Annotated in this window: 18 protein-coding genes; 2 read left to right on the top strand and 16 right to left on the bottom strand. The window is 58.9% G+C overall.

The annotated features are described in order from the left end of the window. Positions 1 to 296: 296 nt before the first annotated feature. Entirely contained in the window at positions 297 to 2141 is a 1845-nt protein-coding gene (gene lepA / locus Q4E11_RS10500) for a translation elongation factor 4 (protein WP_303165611.1), read from the bottom strand. Positions 2142 to 2239: 98 nt separating this feature from the next. On the opposite strand from lepA, the gene Q4E11_RS10495 reads away from it, so the two are divergent. Further along, positions 2240 to 2854, top strand: a complete 615-nt coding sequence (locus Q4E11_RS10495) for a type II toxin-antitoxin system PemK/MazF family toxin (protein WP_303165609.1) — start codon at positions 2240 to 2242, stop codon at positions 2852 to 2854. 218 nt (positions 2855 to 3072) lie between these two features. After that, on the top strand, positions 3073 to 3339 hold the full coding sequence (gene rpsT / locus Q4E11_RS10490; RefSeq protein ID WP_303165607.1) for a 30S ribosomal protein S20: 267 nt from the start codon (positions 3073 to 3075) through the stop codon (positions 3337 to 3339). 116 nt (positions 3340 to 3455) lie between these two features. On the opposite strand, the gene holA is transcribed toward rpsT, so the two are convergent. The 15 genes from holA to Q4E11_RS10415 all read right to left on the bottom strand — a co-directional run bounded on the left by holA (position 3456) and on the right by Q4E11_RS10415 (position 21236). Continuing rightward, positions 3456 to 4490, bottom strand: coding sequence for a DNA polymerase III subunit delta (gene holA / locus Q4E11_RS10485; protein WP_303165615.1), 1035 nt, complete (start codon positions 4488 to 4490; stop codon positions 3456 to 3458). 130 nt (positions 4491 to 4620) lie between these two features. Then, positions 4621 to 6597 carry a ComEC/Rec2 family competence protein gene (locus Q4E11_RS10480; RefSeq protein WP_303165613.1) on the bottom strand — a complete coding sequence of 659 codons (1977 nt, stop codon included), beginning with the start codon at positions 6595 to 6597 and terminating at the stop codon, positions 4621 to 4623. Then, complete coding sequence (locus Q4E11_RS10475) at positions 6581 to 7345, bottom strand: ComEA family DNA-binding protein (protein WP_303165605.1); 765 nt, start codon at positions 7343 to 7345, stop codon at positions 6581 to 6583. The genes Q4E11_RS10480 and Q4E11_RS10475 overlap by 17 nt, the downstream gene beginning before the upstream one ends. A gap of 126 nt (positions 7346 to 7471) precedes the next feature. Beyond that, entirely contained in the window at positions 7472 to 8797 is a 1326-nt protein-coding gene (locus Q4E11_RS10470) for a DegV family protein (protein ID WP_303165603.1), read from the bottom strand. Continuing rightward, a complete protein-coding gene (locus Q4E11_RS10465) occupies positions 8748 to 9461 on the bottom strand; it encodes a histidine phosphatase family protein (RefSeq protein ID WP_303165601.1) in 714 nt (237 codons plus the stop codon). The genes Q4E11_RS10470 and Q4E11_RS10465 overlap by 50 nt, the downstream gene beginning before the upstream one ends. Before the next feature lie 2 nt (positions 9462 to 9463). Further along, on the bottom strand, positions 9464 to 9922 hold the full coding sequence (gene rsfS, locus Q4E11_RS10460) for a ribosome silencing factor (RefSeq protein WP_303165599.1): 459 nt from the start codon (positions 9920 to 9922) through the stop codon (positions 9464 to 9466). A gap of 107 nt (positions 9923 to 10029) precedes the next feature. Further along, positions 10030 to 10725, bottom strand: a complete 696-nt coding sequence (nadD, locus tag Q4E11_RS10455) for a nicotinate-nucleotide adenylyltransferase (RefSeq protein WP_303165597.1) — start codon at positions 10723 to 10725, stop codon at positions 10030 to 10032. Positions 10726 to 10767: 42 nt separating this feature from the next. Continuing rightward, positions 10768 to 12111: a glutamate-5-semialdehyde dehydrogenase gene (locus tag Q4E11_RS10450; protein ID WP_303165595.1), complete on the bottom strand. Its 1344-nt coding sequence runs from the start codon at positions 12109 to 12111 to the stop codon at positions 10768 to 10770. 14 nt (positions 12112 to 12125) lie between these two features. Continuing rightward, positions 12126 to 12278, bottom strand: coding sequence for a hypothetical protein (locus tag Q4E11_RS10445; RefSeq protein ID WP_303165593.1), 153 nt, complete (start codon positions 12276 to 12278; stop codon positions 12126 to 12128). After that, positions 12279 to 12992, bottom strand: a complete 714-nt coding sequence (locus tag Q4E11_RS10440) for a class E sortase (RefSeq protein ID WP_303165591.1) — start codon at positions 12990 to 12992, stop codon at positions 12279 to 12281. It abuts the gene before it with no gap. Between the two features lie 123 nt (positions 12993 to 13115). Further along, positions 13116 to 14450, bottom strand: coding sequence for a glutamate 5-kinase (gene proB, locus Q4E11_RS10435; protein WP_303165589.1), 1335 nt, complete (start codon positions 14448 to 14450; stop codon positions 13116 to 13118). 116 nt (positions 14451 to 14566) lie between these two features. After that, positions 14567 to 16081: a GTPase ObgE gene (gene obgE / locus Q4E11_RS10430; protein ID WP_303165587.1), complete on the bottom strand. Its 1515-nt coding sequence runs from the start codon at positions 16079 to 16081 to the stop codon at positions 14567 to 14569. A 248-nt stretch (positions 16082 to 16329) separates the two neighbouring features. Further along, entirely contained in the window at positions 16330 to 16587 is a 258-nt protein-coding gene (gene rpmA, locus Q4E11_RS10425) for a 50S ribosomal protein L27 (protein ID WP_303165585.1), read from the bottom strand. Positions 16588 to 16627: 40 nt separating this feature from the next. Then, positions 16628 to 16936: a 50S ribosomal protein L21 gene (gene rplU, locus Q4E11_RS10420; RefSeq protein ID WP_303165582.1), complete on the bottom strand. Its 309-nt coding sequence runs from the start codon at positions 16934 to 16936 to the stop codon at positions 16628 to 16630. 394 nt (positions 16937 to 17330) lie between these two features. Continuing rightward, positions 17331 to 21236 carry a translation initiation factor IF-2 N-terminal domain-containing protein gene (locus tag Q4E11_RS10415; protein WP_303165580.1) on the bottom strand — a complete coding sequence of 1302 codons (3906 nt, stop codon included), beginning with the start codon at positions 21234 to 21236 and terminating at the stop codon, positions 17331 to 17333. Positions 21237 to 21699: the final 463 nt, after the last annotated feature.

The following is a 21699-nucleotide window of genomic DNA, read 5'->3' as shown; positions in this document are numbered from 1 at the left end:
CATACCGGGACCAGCGACTATCCCCATTATCAGGGACACTCACAAGGTAACGGGTGTTGGCCTAGAGTCTCGAATTATGTTCTTTTTTGAAGGTGTCGAAGCAATCTGACCTGGGAGTTTCTAACGTGAAGCCCACACAAATCGAGACCTTAGGTCAAAAAGGCCTGAATTTGGGCCGTTAAGAGTGAATTTGAGCTGCAACGGAGCCGCAACACAGCCGCTGCACCGTAAAGACCCCAGACAGCACAACCACGCGCAGCCCAACTAACAAGCCGGATCTTGGGGCTAACTAGCCCCTACTTCCCCTCATCCGTCGACAGTGCAGCGACGAATGCTTCCTGCGGAACAGAGACAGAACCGATGTTCTTCATGCGCTTCTTACCGGCCTTCTGCTTTTCCAGCAGCTTGCGCTTACGCGAGATGTCACCGCCGTAGCACTTGGACAAAACGTCCTTGCGAAGTGCGCGGATGTTCTCGCGGGCAATAATCTTCGCACCGATAGCAGCCTGAACCGGGACCTCGAACTGCTGGCGAGGAATCAGCTCGCGCAGCTTCTTGGTCATCTTGTTGCCGTACCACTGCGCGTTGTCGCGGTGAACGATTGCGGAGAAAGCATCGACCGGCTCACCCTGCAGCAGGATGTCCACCTTCACCAAGTCCGCCGGCTGCTCACCAGCATCTTCGTAGTTCAGCGAAGCGTAACCCCGGGTTCGGGACTTCAGCATGTCAAAGAAGTCGAAGATAATCTCGCCGAGCGGCATCTTGTAACGCAGCTCGACGCGGTCCTCCGACAGGTAGTCCATGCCACCCATTTCGCCGCGCTTTTGCTGGCAGAGCTCCATGGTCGCACCGACGAACTCGGCCGGCACAATAATGGTGCACTTGACCACTGGCTCATAGACTTCGCGCAGCTTGCCCTCTGGCCAGTCGCTCGGGTTATGAACAGTTACTTCCGAGCCGTCCTCAGTGACAACGCGGTAGACAACGTTCGGAGCCGTCGAGATTAGGTCTAAGTCGAACTCGCGCTCCAGGCGGGCGCGGGTGATCTCCATGTGCAGCAGGCCCAGGAAACCACCGCGGAAACCGAACCCAAGGGCCACCGAGGTTTCCGGTTCGAACGTCAACGAAGCGTCGTTAAGCTGGAGCTTTTCCAACGCATCGCGCAGGTCTGGGTAATCGGCCTGGGAAATTGGGAACAGGCCGGAGTAGACCATCGGCTTCGGCTCTTCGTAGCCCTCCAGCGGCTCGGGCGCCGGGTTGGCGTTCAGCGTGACGGTGTCGCCAACCTTGGACTGACGAACGTCCTTCACACCGGTGATTAGGTAACCGACCTCACCGACGCCGAGGCCCTGACACTTCTTCGGCTGTGGCGAGACAATGCCAATCTCCAACAGCTCATGCTTGGCGCCGGTGGACATCATCTGAATGACATCGCGCGGCTTGAGCTGGCCATCAACCACACGGATGTAGGTAACAACACCGCGGTAGGTGTCATAGACCGAGTCAAAAATCAGCGCGCGAGCAGGCGCTTCTGGGTCACCCTGCGGCGCTGGAACCAAATCACACACGCGGTCCAGCAGCTGCTCCACGCCCTCACCGGTCTTACCGGAAACACGCAGCACATCTTCCGGCTCACAACCGATAATGTGCGCAATCTCTTCGGCATACTTGTCCGGATCAGCCGCTGGCAGGTCGATCTTGTTCAAAACCGGGATGATTTCCAGGTCATTTTCCATGGCCAAGTACAGGTTGGCCAGCGTCTGCGCTTCGATGCCCTGAGCGGCGTCGACAAGCAAAATCGCGCCCTCACACGCCTCCAGCGCACGCGAGACCTCGTAGGTGAAGTCGACGTGACCAGGCGTATCAATCAGGTGCAGGACAATTTCCTCACCTTCGTGCTCACCCGAGCGTGGTACCCACGGAAGGCGCACGTTCTGCGCCTTAATGGTGATGCCGCGTTCGCGCTCAATATCCATGCTGTCCAGGTACTGATCGCGCATGTCACGTGCTTCCACAACACCCGAAAGCTGCAGAATGCGATCGGCCAGGGTGGACTTACCGTGGTCAATGTGCGCAATGATGCAGAAGTTGCGAATCCGAGAGGGGTCCGTAAAAGTCTGCTCTGCAAAATTCTTGGTCACGTTGGGTCTACTCCGAAAACTAAAGATGAAATGGGCACTAATCAAACACAATCTTACCTATCTGTGCGCCAGGGACTAAACATCTAGACTTGTATTCCATGAGTTCCCTTGCGCCGACTGCCGATAATGACCGCGAAAGCTGGTTCACACGCCTGCGCAAACGCATCAGCGCACGCCTTTTCGCCGGTACCGAGTGGTTCCGCGGTCCCGACACCCTCGACGAAGGGCTAATCAAACTCAACGCACAGCTAGGGCTCACCCAAGACACCGAGCTTTCCGACGAATCCAAGGCCGCCCTGCTTCGTATGCGAGATCCGGTAACCATCGCGCGCCCTACAGCAGAACTGGCCCGCACGATTGTCTACAGTCCCGACATGGACGGCCAGGCGGACCCCGGTGAGGTCGTGTGGATTCCTCTGCAGCTTGAAAGCGAAGAGGCGCCGCTGAGTGAGCGCGCTGTGGTCGTGGTTGGCCGCCAGGGGCATCACCTTTTGGGCATGCTGATTTCCACCCGCGCCGAACACGCCAATCAACCTGAGTGGCTCTCTATCGGCAGTAGCTCCTGGAATGAAAACCCCAAGCCATCGTGGGTTCGCATCGACCGCGTTCTACTGGTTCCCGAGTCCGGCATTCGCCGCGCCGGTGCCGTCATGCCTCGCAAGCGCTTTGAAATTTTGGCTAGCCGCTTGCGTGGCGATTACGGCTGGAACTAGCGAGCTGGTTTTTACCAGGACCGTTTGCTAAAATTCTGCAAGTTGTTTACCGACACGTTCCTTATCCGGTGAGCGCGGGCAGGACCTTGGGTTCGCGTTTTCATCATCGGATGAGCTCAGTGCGCAGTTTCTTCTACATCTACGCACTGCGATCAGGAATTTTCCTGGTGCCGGGCGGTAACAATTTCCAACTACTACGGATACAAGAGGTATTTCCGATGGCAAACATTAAGTCCCAGATCAAGCGCAACAAGACCAACGAGAAGGCTCGTCTGCGCAACAAGTCGATCCGCTCTGAGGTTCGCACCGAGATCCGCAAATTCAACGCTGCTGTTGAGGCTGGCGACAAGGCTGCTGCTGAGACTCAGCTGCGCATCGCTTCCCGCAAGCTGGACAAGGCCGTCACCAAGGGCGTCTTCCACCGCAACAACGCGGCTAACAAGAAGTCCGGTATGGCTAAGGCTTTCAACAAGATGGAAGGCTAATTGCCCTTCGCACCTTGTGCCATTAAAACCGCTGCTTCCTCTACCTTCCTGGTAGATGCAGGAAGTGGCGGTTTTGCTTTTCCTAAATTCGCTTGACGACGCACACCTTCCCGCGCTCAACGTCGATGCGACTGATGCGCCAAATCCGCGATTCGAATCACCGACTGTTCCAACGACAGCTCAGGGGTTGCTGATGCGCCCTTGGAGTCCGCGTCAAGCTGTGCTGCAACAACTACTGCTCGCGCAACCGCCGGGGTTGACCACGCCGATGCCAAGCGTTGAGTTTTCTCCAACTTCCACGGCGGCATCCCGTACTTATGAGCGTCCCTTCGGGCATTGACTCCCCGCGCCCCATGCAGCCGGGCAACGTCACCGACCATGCCGGTAATCGCGGCTGCTAACAGTGCCGGTGCCATGCCGAGCTGGAGTGCACGGCGCATCTTAGCCAGCGCTTCCCCACCGTGGCCTTTCAGTGCGAGCTCGGCAATCTCGAAACCGGATACCTCTGCCGTGGCGCCGTAGTAAGTGCGCACAGCCTCAGGCGTGACTTTGCCCGCAGTGTCCGCACACAGCTGGGAAATCGCGGTTGCCAACTCGCGCAGATCTGAACCAACAGCATCGAGAACCGTATCGATGACATCTCGGCGGACCTTCACACCGTGCGAGGCAAACTCCTCCCCCACGAAACCGGGAAGATCATTGCGTTTTAGCGGCTGTGCCTCAAAGAACCGGACACCGAGCTTGCGCAGCTGCGCCACCATCTTTTTCTGGCGTCCCTCACCACTGTGCAGAAGAATCAGTGTGATGCCCGGCGCGGGGTTCTTCACCGCATCCATGACCAACGCCGCGGGTTCTTTGCCTGCATCCTGGCAATCTGTAACCACCACAATGCGGTCATCCCCGAATAGCGAGGGGCTAAACAGCTCCACCGCGTCCACAGTTGTCATATCACCAGCACGAATAGTAGTCACCGGAACAGAACGGCCACCGGGATCGGACTCAGTAGCTGCCTCTGCGCGCACGGCCGCGACAATGGCAAGACGAGCACGGTCTTTCAGTAGCTCTTCCTTGCCAACAATCAAGTTCACGGGTGCTACGGCGCTCACACCGAACCTCTTTTCCGCGTTGATGGGATGCACAATTTTTGTCATGCCCACGCCCGAAGATTCTGTGTTGGTATCTTCCAGCGCGTGCTAGGTCATAGCCTACGGGACTGCCCGGATTGATCCGACATAGCTGGCATCACCGACTATGACGGCCACGTAAACTTCACTAGCTACACTAACTGCCACGCCACACTGCCCCAGTGGGATATAACGCCTGTGGACCATCGCGTGCAGGGCACACAACCGGAATGTGCTCTGGGGTGATGACAACCGAGCGCACTCGTGGACCACACTCCTGTGCCACCAGCCACCGAGGCTGTGACCGCACATCGGACGTGGACAGCGCAGCATCTGCATATGAAGGAGACTCCACCACTTGTGTGTCGGCGACTGCTGGGTCTAGTGGCTCGATCGATAGCAGCGCCTGCTCGAGGTTCAAGGATTGGTTTTCCGCCAACCCCAGCGCGATACGACAGTGACGGCTCACCTCAGGTGAATCCCGACCCCGTGCGGAAGAATCGTACTTTGCTGTCTTCTCTGTTGTCCTGCGGAAAATCAATAGCTCCTCGTTGTCCATGCACGCAGCAACGTCCCACCCCACCGGTGCACGTGGAATATCAAGGCCGAAAACCCAGATGATGCCGTAGCTGCAGGTGGCGACTATGGACAGGACAAGACCGCTGCGAAGTGTGATGCGAGGCCACAGCCATAACGTCGTCAAGCATGCGCCAGTAACCACGCAGGAGACAATGAGCTCAGCGGCACCTGTGGTTGGTGTGACGGCGTGGGATGCGACGTGTGCCACGCGGTATATCCACCAAGCAAACGGTGCAGCGCACCACAGCAGCGCGGTCACGAGCCAGGTTGCGTGGAATGCTGCCGCTACAGCCGCAAGTGACCCCGCGATAGTCACTGGCGCGACTGCAGGAGCTGCCAGCAGATTGGCAGGCAGCGATACCTGGCTGATTTCGCCGATAAACAGGGCCAAGATTGGCATGGTGACCACGTGCGCGGCAATCGAGACTGAAATGGCTCGCACGATTGGAGCCGGCCACGCCGCCATGACGGTAGTGGCTGAAAGTTGGCGTGCGAGTGGCTCGGCAAGCAGGACGAGACCTGCAGTGGCGAAAACAGACAGAGCGAAGCCGACGGAAACTGCGAGGTCAGGCTCGATGAGTACGAGACCAATCACACCGGCGGACAACGCTGCAATTGCCTGTCCTGGTCTTCCGAGCAGGATTGCCAACAGTCCAATGCAGCCTGTGACCACTGCGCGAAGAACCGAGGGCTCTGTGCCGACGACGGCAACAAATGCGCACAGAGAAATGGCCGCAGCACCGACGCGCACGCGTGGACTCGCCCAGAAAAATAGCGCTACAACTGCGCCGACTACCAACGCCACATTTGCTCCAGAGACGGCAGACAGATGCGACAGACCCGATGACACCATCATCTGGCGGTCCTCAAGGCTAAAACCACGCTCATCGCCAATGGCCATGGCTGGAATCATTCTGTCCGGCCCGCTTGGGAGCCGTTGTGCGGTATCGAAGAGGACTTGTCTGACCTGTGATGCCACACCAGTTGGCGGCGCGATGACCTCGGCATTCCCCTTGAGGTTCAGCTGAATGCCGCTAATACTCGGTTTTGTTGCAGCGCGGACTGCCGCAGCGGATTCAATCACGGTGTCGCGGCTGATGGCAAGCAGTGACTCGTCCGCAAAGACCGGTACCTCTCCTGGGAGCCCCTCAATGCGTGCCTTCGCGCTCGCACCAAACTCGGTGGGCCTTGGTTCGGCGACCAGTCGCAATTGGACTGTGGCGATGCCACCAATGTCGTCATAGATCTCATGGTGCTGCGCACGCACAATGCGCACCCGCGTCGCCACCGCTGTGCACGCCACCGCGACCGCGGGCATCAGAACCGTTGTGGTCGCCTGCCAACCACGAGCCACTGCCCAGCGCCCCCACCGCCAGGCACGATGACGCCAAATTGCTACCACTCCAGCTGCACACAGCAGTGCCACTGTGGCAACACCATACGCGACTGATGGCCACATGATTGTCACCACAGCCACCGACCACACCATCCCCGCCGCAGGCACCAGGCGCAGGTCGAGCCCGGCGCGCAAGCCCTGCTCAGGCGGTGGCGGCATCACGCAGAGCCTCTACCTTGGCCGGTCCAATACCGGGCACTTCCTCCAGTGCATCAATGCTGGCAAACGGACCATTCTTCTCCCGAAAATCTATAATCTTCTTCGCTGTCGCCGGACCAATTCCCGGTAGTTCCTCCAACTCGGTCGCACTCGCCGTATTGATGTTGATTTTCCCACCAGCAGCATCCGCACTCGCTCCAGATTCCCCGCTATTGCCGCTGTCGGCGTCTGCCCCGCCTATTCCACCTGCCATATCAGAGGCAGGCAACGGATCGGTGCCAACAACAATCTGCTGCCCATCGACCAGAGGCGCCGCCAAATTCACGCTCGCCGGATTAGCCTCCGGCAATAGACCACCGGCGCGGTCAACTGCCTCCACCACTCGTGCCCCGGCAGGCACTTCCACCACTCCTGGCCGCCCAACCAGCCCCACCACAGAGACAATCAGCGGGCCACTCGTCTCCACCACACTCGTAGCGGTAGTCATCGTAGGGCTTTGCTCCACGCTTGCCGACGATGTCGATCCAACCGACGTGACATCCTGCGCCACCGGCATCTCTGCACTAGGCGACGACGGCCACCACACCGCCACAATCGCACCAAGAGCCATCACGGCAATCACCACACACGCCGCAACCGCCGTGCGTGCGGTGATCACCGTCCGCCGCGTTGAAAAATCCACCGCCATGCGCTTTTCGTGATCAATGGGTTCGAGAGATTCTGCCAGTCGCTTCCGCAAAGTTGTCACGCTGCGAACACTAGCGACAATCAGCCCAGCGCTCCCCCACCGAAGGCACTTTCAGAAGCGCGTCTGTGGATAATTTTCAACATTGGCCAGTTATCCACACACAAGCACAATAGGCCAGGTCAGAGCCTAGTTTTTCTCCTCGTCGCCGTCTACACCATGCGTTTCGCTTGACGACGGCTCCCCCTTGTCAGCCGCAGATTCACCAAAGGCTGCCCCTTCGGGGTCTGACTTATCGCGCAGCGCCAAATCAGAGATGGCTTTGGCCAACTGGTTGGCCTTTTTCATAGCCGCCTGTCGGTTCTCGCTCCACGTCGGCAGCTTGGAGACCACGGTGGTAAACAACGGCGTACCCTGCTCATTGGTGACAACCGTGCGCTGAACCTGTGGTGTACGTGCCGCCTCAGGGGTCGCTGCTGCTGCTCGATCCGTAACGGTCTTATCTGCCGCTACTTCCCCGTCGACGCCTTCTCCATCGACTCCTTCATCACCGGCATCGTCACCGGACAAGCCGGCCAATCCCGCAGTCTCAGACGTTTCTGCCAGCAACTGTTTTACGCCCAGCTCAACATGGAAATCGACGATGTCATTGTCGACTGCGCCCCCGGAGACAACTCCCACAGCGTAGGCACCCTGTCCCAGGTGAATGGACAGCGACTCCGGAATGTCCAAGATTTTGAAGCGGGTGTCGTCGGGAAGCACGTCGGCAAGCATGGTCTGCAGCTCTTCAACGTCGTCGCGCGCGTCGGCGTGGTGCAGTAACACGGCCGGCGGGCGGCTTTCGGAGCTGGCGGACTGCACCATCTTGGCGGCGAATTCGACCATGCGCTGCTTAACTCTGGCTTCGGTACGGCACTTGGATACAAGCGACAGTGCGCCCTCTTTGATGCTGATGATGGGCTTCATGGCCAGTGCCGTGGAGAAAAATGCTTGGCCAGTTGGGATACGGCCACCACGGCGCAGAGACTCGAGCTTGGGCACGAACAGCCAGAAGCGATACCGATTCAACACGTCACGGGCGACTTCTGCGACTTCATCGCGAGTGGCTCCGGCACGTGCGGCCTTGGCCGCAGCAATCGCCGCCGCACCCAGCCCGGCACCGACGGTGTCGGTGTCGATGACAGTTACGCGGTCCAGCACACCTGTCGCAGTAATGGCATTGGCCCATGTAGCGGACATGTGCTTGCTCAAGTGAATGGCGACCACACCTGCATCGGAACCATCCTTGCTGGAGCGCTCCAGGGCGCGTGCATAGGCAGCGCAGAGCTGCAGTGGACTCACCGCGGAGGTGGTGGCTTCGTCTTCGGCAATATCGTGGTTGATGGGCACGACCGTGATATCGAGGTTCCGAGCGACTTCGGGCACCAAACATGCGCTGTCATCGACAACAATGCGAACAAGACCATCACCTGGCATGGCGGCCTCCTGGCTGCTCGGCACTATCGTCTGTGCCACGAACATCACGTACCTTCGCGTTGAAGGCGTTAAGGTACCACGCCGTTTCACCATTGACTCGCGTACGCTGCTCCATGTCAACCCACGCGGTGTTGCCCAGACCGTTGAAGGTGCTGAAGTAGTCGCGTGGCATCTGCAGCAGTGCTGCAGCTGCAGCAGCGATTGCGCCACCGTGGGATACCAGCACAAACCGGTCATTTTCCCACGCCGGATCCGTAGCCAGCTCAGAGATAACCGCAAGCATTCGGTTGGAGACCTCAAAACGGGTCTCACCACCGTCTGGCGCCCAGTTCAGGTTGTGGCGCCAATGATCACGCATGCCGGGAAACTCGGCATCAATTTCCTCGTATGTGCGCTCCTGCCAAATGCCCAGATTGGTCTCGCGGAGACGGCTATCCAATGTCAGTTCGGCGCCAGTGGCTTTGGCTAGCTCGCGGGCGGTATCAGCGGCACGGGCGAGGTCAGAGGACACAATTCTTGTAATCCTCGGCTCCGTTTCCACCAGATAGCGCGCTACCGTCGTCGCCTGCGCACGCCCGATATCGGATAACTCGGTATCGAGCTGTCCTTGAATACGCCCTGTGGCGTTGTAGGACGTCTGCCCGTGCCGCAGCATAATCAGGCGACGCCGAGTAGCAATATGTGCCTCGCGAGACTTAGCCACGATTAGAACTCGTCCGAATCCGGGTTGTCTGCGGCCAGCGGAATCTCATCAATCGACCGTGCGTTGCGCGCAGCATCCTGGCTGTCATCCTTGGCTTCCTGCTCAATGCCCTCGACCTCAATGCGCGGGCAGTCACGCCACAGTCGATCCAGGCCATAGAAATCGCGCTCTTCGGTGCGGAACACGTGAACCACAATGTCGCCGTAATCCAGCAGTGCCCAACGCCCCTCGCGCACGCCTTCGCGGCGAACAGGCTTGGCGCCCAGCTCACGCAGGTCGTCTTCAATCTCATCGACGATAGCGGCGACCAGTCGCTCATTGTCAGCACTGACCAGGACGAATGCGTCCGTAATCACCACTGGGCCGGAAACATCGAGAACAACGACGTCCTCGCCCTTCTTGCTATCGGCGGCCTTAGCCGCGGCAGTCGCCAGCTCAATGGCGCGTGGTTGTGCAGTCACGAAAGACTTCAGCTCCTTATAAATCCCAGGATTAATCAGAAATAAAAGGGCAACAGATTATGCTGTCGCCAGTTGTACTTGTAATTTACCGGCTCCGGCGGATTTTGCTAACTCTCGTTCGGCACCGTGGATGCTGGCCCAACGCTGCCAACCGTCCCCTCAGTGGATTGGTACAGTCCACGCTTAGCGATGTACTGAACCACGCCATCGGGAACGAGGTACCACACAGGACGGCCAGCAGCCGCTCGCGCACGACAGTCCGTCGAGGAAATGGCCATAGCCGGAATTTCCACTAAATGCAGACGGGAAGTGTCCAACCCCTCCAGGTCCTCTTCCCGCAGCTGAACACCGGGGCGAGTGACACCAACGAATGTCGCGGCGTCGAACATCTCTTCCCAGTCGCGCCACGTCATAATTTTCTGCAGCGCATCTGCACCGGTGATGAAGAACAAGTCCGCGTTGGGGTAAATGACTTTGAGGTCGCGCAGCGTGTCAACCGTGTAGGTCGCACCTGGACGGTCAATATCAACTCGAGATACCGAAAACTGCGGATTGGAGGCCGTGGCAATGACCGTCATCAGATAGCGGTCTTCACTGTGCGAGACCTTCCGACCACGCTTCTGCCACGGCTCACCAGTCGGGACAAAGAGGACAAAGTCCAAATCAAAACGATCTGCGACTTCACTGGCCGCTACCAAGTGACCATTGTGAATCGGATCAAAAGTGCCACCCATGACACCAATGCGCTGCCTCGGTTCTTCCGCCGACCGTGCGGTCAAAGCGGCATGCACCCGAGAGCGCATACTTCTTCTGCCCTTTACCATGAATGGCACTCTACCTTGGGTCTACGGGCGAGTCTGGCCACGGCCAGCCAAAACCCACTTGGTGCTTGTCAGCTCCGGCAGCCCCATCGGGCCGCGTGCGTGCAGCTTCTGAGTGGAAATACCAATCTCAGCACCAAATCCGTACTGCTCACCATCGGTAAATGCAGTCGACGCATTGACGCTGACAGCAGCTGCATCGACGCGGTCAATGAACTCCTGGCACACACCCCAATCCTTCGCGGAGATGGCCTCAGTGTGACCGGAGGAGTACTTGGCAATGTGGTCCGTAGCAGCGACAACACCATCGACGATGCGGGCGGCAATGTCGAGCGAGAGGTACTCATCCGACCAGTCCTGATCGGTGGCGGGGATGACCTCGCCCTTCCACCCGGAGGCCGCCAAGTTCTCAACATCGCCATGGACCGCAACCCCTGCGTCGGCAAGCGCGTCCAAAATACGAACCTGGTCAGCTTCAGACAGCGCCGAGTCGATGAGAACGGTTTCGGTGGCGTTGCACACGCTCGGGCGGCGAGTCTTGCCGTTAATCATGAGCGCGATAGCTTCATCGATATCGGCCGAGGCGTCAATGTAGATATGGCAGTTGCCGGTGCCGGTCTCGATGGTCGGCACGGTCGCGCCGGTAACAACAGCTTCAATCAGGCCTGCGCCACCACGTGGGATGACCACGTCGACCAGGCCTCGAGCGGTGATGAGATCCTGCACGGAATCGTGGGTCTCACACGGCAGCAGCTGCACCAGATCTTCCGGTGCGTCGTGCTTGGCCAGCACGTCACGCGTCACCGCAACCAGCTGAGTATTGGAGTTCACAGCGGACTTGGAACCGCGCAGCAATGCGACGTTGCCGGACTTCAGCGCCAGACCGAAGGCATCAACCGTGACGTTCGGGCGAGCCTCGTAGACCATGCCCATCACGCCCAGCGGGACGCGGACCTGCGAGAGCTTAATGCCGTTGGGAAGGGTGCTGCCACGCAGCACCTCACCGACCGGGTCCGGCAGTGCCGCGACCTGACGCAGGCCATCGGCAATACCCTCAACACGTGCGGCATCTAGGCTCAGGCGATCGAGCAGCGCATCGGTGAATCCGCGCTCGCGACCGGCCTGAAGGTCCTTGGCATTTGCAGCCAGAATCTCCTCGGTGCGCTCAACAAGAGCGTCAGCAGCGGCCAGGAGGAGTTCGTTCTTGCGTGCCGACGTAAACCGCGACAGCTCACCAGCGACAGCCTTCGCACGCTGTGCCTTTTCTAAGACCTCTGCGCGCTCGGCAGCACGCTCGGGGCTAAGAGCCGAAGCGTCAGCGTTGTTGTCAGAAGTGGAGTTTGCAGTTTCGTTCGTTTGCGCAGTCATACCCTCTACCATAACTAGACTGAGACATCATTTGACGGGATTAGTTCCGCTACCCACGGAAAAACGTAATTCATTAGCAACAAAAAGATGATGACGAGAAGCACAATCGTGATGATGAGCTTCACCCACCACGGGCCTGGCAGCGATCGCCAATATGCTGCGTACATTTAGTTGGCCTCCTTTGGCTCGGTACCTGCCAGTACCGCATGGACGATTAGACGGTGTGTGTTGTCCCACTGCGGGTGGCATGTGGTCAACGTAAGCATCTGTGCTTCCCCAACCGGCTCAATAACGTCGCCGCGGTCCGGTGTCACAATTTGTTGACCTGGAATTTCAGGCACATTGGTGCCTTCTGGGACGCAGTCGAAACGCTCACCAGCACCGGCCTGCCCGTCCATGGGCAGCACCTTGTAGTGGTAGATGGCGTCCCGAGTCTCAACCGTGATTTCATCGCAGGTCTGAAGGTGGTCAATGTTGTCGAATGGAGCACCATGACCATCTCGGTGTGCTGCAAAAGAAGTATTGCCTACTTGTCCAGGCAGCGCAGTTGCTGGGTAATGACCTGGGCCACCGCGCAGCACGTCGAGCGAAACACCTTCAAAGGCGATGAGCTCATTGAACCCAGCCTTTGGCGCAGACAGCATCGCCACTGCGGAACCTGGAATCCAGTGAGTCTCTGGCTCCTGCTCAGCTCCATCTCCAGCTGACGCTGGCTGGCTTACCGGAGCTGCCCAGGTTTTCTGCAGGTCATCGCGGGCTTGGTCTTGTAGTTTGCCTGTCTCCAGGCCAGACCAATAGAGCAGGTAGAACGCAAAGAGCGCTACCAGCACGCCTGCCGTCAGCAGAAGCTCACCAATGACACCGACAATTTTTGAGAACACTCTATGGATTATGCCCGACTTAACCACCGAGAAGGCAACCGCCTCTCCCCTGACCAAGTGGGGTTAATGCAATTGAACAGCGGTTAAGAAAGGAAAATGTACGCCGCGAATGTACGCCGCGATCTATGCGCGGGAGGCGAAATCCGATAGATAGTCAGCGTGAACCACGGGCTTTTGCATGTCACTTGGCAATTCCTCGGTGTGGTAGCCAATCATGCCCAGCAGTTCCTCGGAATCGTAGGCCACCTCACCACGACCGATGACCTCACCGCTCGGGCCAATTAGATCCACGATGTCACCGGCGGAGAACTCTCCGTCGACGGAGGTGATACCGACCGGCAACAGAGACTTGCGCATGCGGGTAACCGCGTCGACCGCGCCCGCATCCAGGCGCAGCAGACCAGAGCTGTCAGCCGCGTAGAGCATCCAGAACTTCCAGGCGCTAAGACGGTTCTCCTTGGCCGCAAACGCAGTGCCTACATCTGCAGTGTCAAGCGCACGCTCAATGTTGGATGCCGAAGTCAGCAGGACCGGCACACCTGCGCGAGATGCCAGGCGGGCTGCGGAGACCTTGGAGGCCATGCCACCGGTGCCCAGTGCACCACCATCGCCGGCAATCACACCACGCAGGTCATTGCCGCTGCGGACCTCTGGGACAAACTTCGCACCCGGGTCGGCGGGGTTACGGTCATAGAGACCATCGACGTCGGAAAGCAGAATCAGCGCGTCACAGTATGCGAGGTGGCTGACCAGCGCCGCCAGGCGGTCGTTGTCGCCAAAACGGAACTCAGAGGTTGCGACCGTGTCGTTTTCGTTGACGATCGGCACCGCGCCGAGCTGGCGGAGACGGTCAATTGTGCGCTGCGCATTGCGAGCACGAGAACGAACACCGGCATCGTCCGAAGTCAGCAGAACCTGCGCGGACGTGCGGCCGTAGCGCAGGAAAGAACGACCCCACTCCTGTGCCAAGCGCACTTGGCCCACAGCTGCTGCTGCCTGCTTGGTCGCCAGGTCTGTAGGACGCGTGCTCAAGCCAAGTGGCCCCATGCCGGAGGCGACAGCACCAGAGGACACGACGATGACATCGCTGATGCCCATGCGCTTTTCCAGAGCGTCTGCAATAAAGTCGATGCGTTCCGGATCGGTACGGCCGTCGGGGCCGGTCAATGACGAGGAGCCAATCTTGACCACGACGCGCTTCGCCGTGCGAATGGCCTCACGAGTATCAGAGTCGAATCCGCCCTTTGTGCCGGGCGAAAGATGGTCGGTCGCCTTTTCAATCTCGGCAGCCGAAATCTCCGCGCCGTCGTCAGGCTGCTCATCGCTCTCGACGCGTGGAAGCGTCGCAGCGGGAGCGCTGGGAGGCGCAGCAACAATCGAAGCGGTTGACGCAGCTACGCTTTCGGCAGCACCGTCACTGGCAAAGTTGTCGTCGGAGGAGATAACTGAGTCACTCATTTCATTGATGGAAATTAATTCGGCCTTATTTAATTCTTTCGAAATAATTGTTTAATCAATCAATGTGAAAATGCAAGTTCACTCCGCGCGCTTTACGACGGCGCTGTCGCCCGCGACTAGGAATACCGGTCGCGAATAGCCTCTTCACCGTCGCCGTAATCGAACTCGTCGATAAGACCGCGGCGAGCCTGAGAAGCGCGCTTGCGCTGCTCGGCGCTCGTGCGCTCATTGACGTACAGACGCTCATCGGTACCACGGCCAGAAGGCACGAAGTCATCGGTGCCGGCAACCTGCTGTGGGAACCACTCAAAGGTCAGATATGAAATGGTCACGGGCGCGCCAACCTCGGCGCCGGCCTTGGCCAATGCCTCTTCTACACCCAGCTTGGCCAGGCGGTCTGCCAGGTAACCCACGGCCTCATCGTTTTCGAAGTCGGTCTGGTTAATCCAACGCTCCGGCTTGCGGCCGCGAACGATGAAGCCACCCGGTGTATTCGGGTCGCGTTCGATGGTGAAGTCCTGGCCTTCGCGCTTCTTGCCGCGCACACCTGCAGGGCGGATAACCGTCTTGGTGTCCTTCTCCGTCGGCAGCGGATGAGCCTTGCGGTACGCCGCAATCTCGTCCTTCAGACCATAGGTGAGCTCCTTGAGCCCCTCATGGGTGACCGTGGAGATCTCATGAATCGGCCAGCCGAACTTTTCCAGTTCCTCGCGCTGCATGTCAATCATCTCGCGCGCATCCGGCAGATCAATCTTGTTGAGCACAATGACGCGCGGACGCTCTGCCAAGTCTCCCAGGCCGACATCGGCCTTTAAAACCGACTGGTAATTAGCCAGCTCAGCCTCCAACGCCTTGATATCCGACACCGGATCGCGGTCGCCCTCGATTGCGGCGGCATCGACGACGTGTGCAAGCACGGCACAGCGCTCGATGTGGCGCAGGAAGTCCAGGCCGAGGCCACGGCCCTCAGAAGCGCCCGGAATGAGCCCAGGAACGTCAGCGATGGTGAAAGACTCATAGCCGACGTTAACGACGCCCAGATTCGGCTGCAGCGTGGTAAACGGGTAGTCACCAATCTTTGGGCGTGCGGCACTGAGCGCACTGACCAACGAGGACTTACCCGCCGACGGGAAGCCCACCAGGCCGACATCGGCCATGGACTTCAGTTCCAGGACCAGGTCCTTGGCTTCACCGGGCTCACCCAACAGGGCAAAGCCAGGGGCACGGCGGTTCTTGTTCGCCAGCGCAGCATTGCCAAGGCCGCCGTAACCGCCCTCTGCTGCGACGAAACGAGTACCCTTTCCCGTCATGTCAGCAAGGACTTCCCCATCCTCGGTCATAACGACAGTGCCCTCTGGCACACCGAGAACAAGATCCTCACCGCGTGCGCCATTGCGGTGGTCACCGGCACCTGGCTTACCGTTGGAGGCCTTGATATGTGGGTGGAAGTGAAAGTCCATGAGAGTGTGAATCTGCGGGTCTACGACCAGCACGATGTCGCCGCCGTGCCCGCCGTTGCCGCCATCTGGACCACCGAGTGGTTTGAACTTTTCACGCAGCACAGAGTTACAGCCGTGGCCACCATCGCCGGCCTGCAGATGCAGCACTACACGATCTACGAAACGAGACATAAAATCACTTACACTTCCGACACATTTGGGCGGGAGTTCACTAAAAGTACTTAAACTGCCCAAGCTGGAATTCACCGAGCAACTCGACTCGGTCACTTACTTACAGTTTGATGCAAAGTATATAAAACAAAAAGAGCCGATTCCTTTTCGCAGTGGAAAGGAATCGGCTCTTTGCCAGGTCAGCTTGCCTGACCCGTATGACGTTGCAGTAATCCTAGTCGGACAACCTGCCGAAAAGCTGGTTGCGCTTAGGAGTTGTTCTCAACGATGTTGACAATGCGGCGGTTGCGGCGGGTGCCGAACTCGACTGCGCCTGCCTTCAGAGCGAAGAGAGTGTCGTCGCCGCCGCGACCAACGTTCTCACCCGGGTGGAACGAGGTGCCGCGCTGACGAACGATGATCTCGCCTGCCTTAACCTGCTGGCCGCCGAAGCGCTTCACGCCGAGGCGCTTTGCTTCGGAGTCGCGGCCGTTGTTGGTGCTGGATGCACCCTTCTTAGTAGCCATGATTTTCTCCTAGGGAAAAGCTATATGGAATTTCGACGGTTTACTTGGAGACGCCGGTAATCTTCAGAACGGTCAGCGGCTGACGGTGGCCGTAGCGGCGCTTGTAACCGGTCTTGTTCTTGTAGTGCATGCCGCGGATCTTCGGGCCCTTAACGGACTCGACGATCTCAGCGTTAACGGTAACGTTGGCAAGCTTGTCGGCATCCGCAATGACATCTGCGCCATCGACGAGCAGAACCGGGGTGAGAGCCACGGACGAACCCGGCTCACCCTCGATCTTCTCGACCTTGACGAGGTCACCTTCGGCAACCTTGTACTGCTTGCCGCCGGTCTTGACGATCGCGTACATAGGAGGGCTACCCCTTTATCTGAGAAACTCGACTCAGGAAATCCTTGTGATTCCCTGACTGGACAATGGAAATTGCGATTAGCTGCGCGTGCATGACACTCCAGGGACATACCCGAAAGACCCGAAACCGAAATCCGAGTAGATTTCCCTGCCCCAGCCTTCTTCCCTCTCACCAGCGCGTTAAAGCGACGGAGGGCATAGCCAGGTACGCCTACTAATCAGCGACTGGTCAAGAGTAGCGAAAAAACACCCTAAATTACAAACTGCCCGAAAAAGGCCATGTCCCCCACTTGAGTTCCACGGCCTTCTCGGGCAGTTTCTGCAGAGCTTTTTAGCGCTCAATTCCAACTACAAAAACTACCTTCTACCTGACTATTTGCCAGCTTTTCGGTGTTTAGCTCCGGCCGCTTCGGCGCACCGCCCGGCGCGTCCGACGACGTCGATTCGACGGGCGCGTCTGCGTGCGCGGAGCCTGAGTCTCCGTAGCCTTCGACGAAGTCTTCGAGCCCGACTTCGGAGCGTTCTTCGGCGCCACATTGCCGTTATCGCTTACCGACGTTACCCTGCGCACAGCCCTGCGGCGATTACGGCGCGCCCCAGAACCGCGAACAGTCATAATTTGTGCCCGTGGCTGCTCCTGCTCACCGCCAGCGCGGCCGGAAACCTTGGCCTCGGCAGCGCGAGACTCGGCATTGCGCTCAGACTTAGCCGCAGCCGTCGCTTCAAAGTCCTCGCGGCGCGGAGCGTAGTCCGACCGCGAATTACCTCGAGTTGGACGACGACGGCGTGGCGAATTCTCGAACGCCTCCTTGGCCTCTTCGTAGGTTTGCGCCGCGTTGCCGGTGTTACCCGACTGACCAGCGTTGCCCGACTTCGAATCCTTAGCGCCCTGCTGCGTCTTCTGCTCAGCCTTCCGCTCAGCCTTCTGCGACTCCGCTGCCTCACGAGGCTCCGAGCCCGAGTGTGCAATGGAGCGACGCGTAGCCCGACGGCGACGACGGCGGCCACTACCGCCGGCTGTGCGCTCCGAGCGGTCACCACGTCCCTGACGCTCACCGCGCTCTGCAAATTTCTCGCTATCGCTATCAGCGGATTCATGCGCTGCCGTGTCAACAGCCACATGCTCAGCTACTCGACGACGGGTTGCTCGACGACGCCTGTGACCACCATGCGGCACATAGCGGTCATCCGACGGCTCCTCCGGGTCCTTCTCACGGGCCTCGGCCACCGCAGCCGCAGCCAGTGCTGCCAAATCATCGGAGCTCTCAGAGGATTCCTGACGCTTGGTCTCCTGACGCTTGGCATTCTGGTTCTTACGACCACGACGACGCGGTGGCTTCGGCTCATCATTTTCCGAAGAGACAATGACTGCCTCAACCGCAGCTGCGACCCGCTTATCCGCCTCGTCCTTTTCACGCTGAGAGGCGCTCGGCTCGTCGTCACGCGAACTCTTCGCGGAATCCTCCTCGCCCTTGCCGCGGTGCATTGCAAGCGCGGCTGGATGATTCTTTGGATCCTGCTCGTGCTGCGACATGCCGCGGCGCTTGGACTTACCCTGCTTGGAACCGCGGCCATTGTTGTCATGCTCGACCGGATCGATGTGGATGATTAGACCACGGCCATTACAGCAGGTACACGGCGTGGAGAAGGTCTCCAGCAGGCCGGTGCCCAGACGCTTACGCGTCATCTGGACCAGGCCGAGGGACGTGACCTCGGAGACCTCGTGACGTGAGCGGTCGCGACCGAGTGCCTCCTTCAGACGGCGCAGCACCAAATCCTGGTTTTCCGGCAGAACCATGTCGATAAAGTCGACGACGATCATGCCGCCCAGATCGCGCAGGCGCATCTGGCGGACGATTTCTTCCGCGGCCTCAAGGTTGTTACGCGTAACCGTCTCTTCCAGGTTTCCGCCGGATCCGGTGAACTTACCCGTGTTGACGTCGATGACCGTCATCGCCTCAGTGCGGTCGATGACCAGCGTGCCACCCGACGGCAGCCATACCTTGCGGTCGAGCGCCTTGGCCAGCTGTTCGTCGATACGGAAGTGCTCAAACACATCGACGCCACCGTGCTCCTTGGCGAAGTAACGCTGCAGACGTGGCTCCAGCTCGGGTGCGAGATCGCCGATGTAATCGGTGACGGTATTCCACGGGCGATCGCCCTCGACAACCAGACGCGAGAAATCCTCGTTGAAGACATCACGGACAACCTTCACCAGCATGTCCGGCTCTTGGTACAGCGTGATTGGCTTCGCGCCGCGCTTGGCCTTGGCCTCCTCGGAGGCCTCCCAGATCTCCTGCCACTGCGACTCCAGGCGCTTGATATCAGCCTCAATGGCCTCCTTGGACACACCTTCAGCCGCGGTGCGGATAATCGTGCCCGACCCCTCCGGAGTCACATCGCTGAGAATCGACTTCAGGCGCTTGCGCTCCGGCTCCGGCAGCTTGCGCGAAATGCCCGCGCTACGACCACCCGGCACGTAGACCAGGAAACGTCCCGCCAGCGAAATATGCGTGGTCAGACGTGCGCCCTTGTGCCCGATCGGATCCTTCGACACCTGCACCAGAATCTGGTCGCCGGCCTTTAGAGCATGCTCAATCTTGCGCGAACGAGACTTGACCCCCATCAGCTTCCAGTTCAGGTCGCCGACGTAAATCACACCATTGCGGTCGGTTCCGATGTCAATGAATGCCGCTTCCATGCTGGGCAGCACGTTCTGCACGCGACCTAGGTAGATATTGCCAATCTGCGTGGTCTGTGTATCCGAGGTGACAAAGTGCTCCACCAGCAGATCGTCTTCGAGCACGCCGACCTCAGTGACAACGCCTGCGTGGTCATGGCGCTTGCGCTCACGCACCACCATCGTGCGCTCGACGGATTCGCGACGAGCCAAAAACTCCGCCTCCGAAATCACATGGCGCTTACGCGATTCCTCACGACGCTCAATCCGGCGACGACGCTGCGCTTCCAAGCGCGTGGAACCCTTAATCGCCTGCGGCTCTTCGACCTGTTCAACATCATCCTGAGTCTGCTCAGTCTGCTGCTGCGGCTCCTCATTACGACGCCCACGTCCGCGACGACGACGCCTCGGGCGCGGCTGACGGTTCACATCCACGCCGCCATTGCTTGACGACGTCTTCCGCGACTTCTCCCCCGCCTTGTCATCTGCATCCTTCTCGGAGGACGCATCCTTGTCGTCGTAGTCCTGGTAGTCCTCGTCCGAGGAATGGGTTGCGACCTGTGCTGACTGTGCGGACTGTGCTGACACAGCCTTCGGAGCCAGGAAAATCGGCGCGTAGGTCGTCTGCTCATCGGCTGCCGGAGGTTCGGGCACAGCCGGTGGCTCAATGTCACTCAGCGCGGTGTCACCATTATCGTCGGCATCTGCATCGAATGCGGACTTGTGAGCGTCTTCCTGGACTGCTTCCAAGTCACTTGTGGTGCGCACAGCACGGCGCACGCGGCGACCTCGACGAGTGCGACGGCTCTGATCATCGCCTGCCGAGTTCTCCTTTGTTTCAGACTCAACTGCGGCGCCATCTGCCGTCGGCTGTTCAGCAGCCTCTGCTGCGGAGTCTGCTGTGGCTTCTAGCGCGGCTTCGACTGCGGAATCCTTATTCGCCGAAACACTGTCATTCTGGGCCTGCTGAGACTTCTGGGGTTTCTCGTTCTTCTGGAACTGCTTGCCCTTCTGAGCGTCGTCGGACTCCGCGGCAGCATTCGCCTCGGCCATGGCTGCGGTAGCCTCCGTGGACTTCTTCACCGCACGCTTGCGGCTGGCACGCTTCTTGGTGGTCGGCTTGGAGTCATCGCCCGACTTATCCTCTGCAGCCGACTTGTCAGACTTTTTCGCCTGCTTCTTTTCGGCCTTGTCGCTCTTTTCGGCTTTGGCAGACTTCTTCGAGGTCTTCTTCGCAGCCTTCTTGGCCGACTTCTTCGCAGGCTTTTCCGCCTGCTTGTCAGCCTGGATATCTTCAGTCTTGGCAGAATCAGTCTTGGTGGAGTCAGTCTTGGTAGAGTCCGACTTTTTGCTCTTTGGTTCGGCCGCGGCGGATCCGTCGTCAAGCGAAGAATCCTCAGCCTGATCGACGATGAAATTCAGCACTGCATCAAGCTGATTTTGATTGATGGTCGAAGCGGCGGACTTAACGACAATTCCTGCGTGCCCCAGGGCCTCGATAGTTTCCTTGGAAGTCAGCCCTAGGCTCTTGGCCAGCTGGTGGACTCGGGTTTTCAGAGCTGCCGACTCGCGATCGAATTCGCGAGCCTTGGCGACAACGTCCTGGCTGAAATTTGCCACTGTATTGGTTTCTCCTTGACACCCCACCGCGCGAAAACCAACAGCAGGTAGCGCACTCATTGTCATTCCAGGTGCGCGTACGTCCGTTGTGGTTTTTATGGACCAGGCGGGGCAACGATATTGCGACGGCTGCTTCATTTGCACCGTTTGTGCAGATAGAACGCCGAAAGCGATGAACAATTATGAAAGTCTTTTGGCAGGCCAACCGGCGGACCCGGGGATTCAGCGATCGCGTGTGGATTTCCTAGCATCCACCGGAGCGAACTCCCGAGCACTACTGCTGTTTTCCATTGTCGCACATCTGTAACTGTTGGCGCTCACCGACATAAGCGGGCTTTGGCAGCGGGACGCGCGCTCCCGCCACAGTTAGTGACTAGGTTTATGGCAGTTTCGGGCCGAAAATCGGTAGGTAGGTTCTAGCGGTGAATGCATCACCACTTTTCGACCAGGAGAAGTAGTGAAG

This window comes from Corynebacterium sp., assembly GCF_030532195.1.
Classification (GTDB): Bacteria; Actinomycetota; Actinomycetes; order Mycobacteriales; family Mycobacteriaceae; genus Corynebacterium.
Note: the sequence above shows the minus strand (reverse complement) of the source record. Positions and strands in the feature narration are given on the sequence as shown.

What these genes read in the sequence shown, in the direction of transcription:
- Q4E11_RS10495 (WP_303165609.1), top strand. Translation starts at nt 2,240, where the DNA reads ATGAGTTCCCTTGCGCCGACTGCCGATAATGACCGCGAAAGCTGGTTC.
- rpsT (WP_303165607.1), top strand. Translation starts at nt 3,073, where the DNA reads ATGGCAAACATTAAGTCCCAGATCAAGCGCAACAAGACCAACGAGAAG.
- holA (WP_303165615.1), bottom strand. Translation starts at nt 4,490, where the DNA reads ATGACAAAAATTGTGCATCCCATCAACGCGGAAAAGAGGTTCGGTGTG.
- Q4E11_RS10480 (WP_303165613.1), bottom strand. Translation starts at nt 6,597, where the DNA reads ATGCCGCCACCGCCTGAGCAGGGCTTGCGCGCCGGGCTCGACCTGCGC.
- nadD (WP_303165597.1), bottom strand. Translation starts at nt 10,725, where the DNA reads ATGCGCTCTCGGGTGCATGCCGCTTTGACCGCACGGTCGGCGGAAGAA.
- Q4E11_RS10450 (WP_303165595.1), bottom strand. Translation starts at nt 12,111, where the DNA reads ATGACTGCGCAAACGAACGAAACTGCAAACTCCACTTCTGACAACAAC.
- Q4E11_RS10445 (WP_303165593.1), bottom strand. Translation starts at nt 12,278, where the DNA reads ATGTACGCAGCATATTGGCGATCGCTGCCAGGCCCGTGGTGGGTGAAG.
- proB (WP_303165589.1), bottom strand. Translation starts at nt 14,450, where the DNA reads ATGAGTGACTCAGTTATCTCCTCCGACGACAACTTTGCCAGTGACGGT.
- obgE (WP_303165587.1), bottom strand. Translation starts at nt 16,081, where the DNA reads ATGTCTCGTTTCGTAGATCGTGTAGTGCTGCATCTGCAGGCCGGCGAT.
- rpmA (WP_303165585.1), bottom strand. Translation starts at nt 16,587, where the DNA reads ATGGCTACTAAGAAGGGTGCATCCAGCACCAACAACGGCCGCGACTCC.
- rplU (WP_303165582.1), bottom strand. Translation starts at nt 16,936, where the DNA reads ATGTACGCGATCGTCAAGACCGGCGGCAAGCAGTACAAGGTTGCCGAA.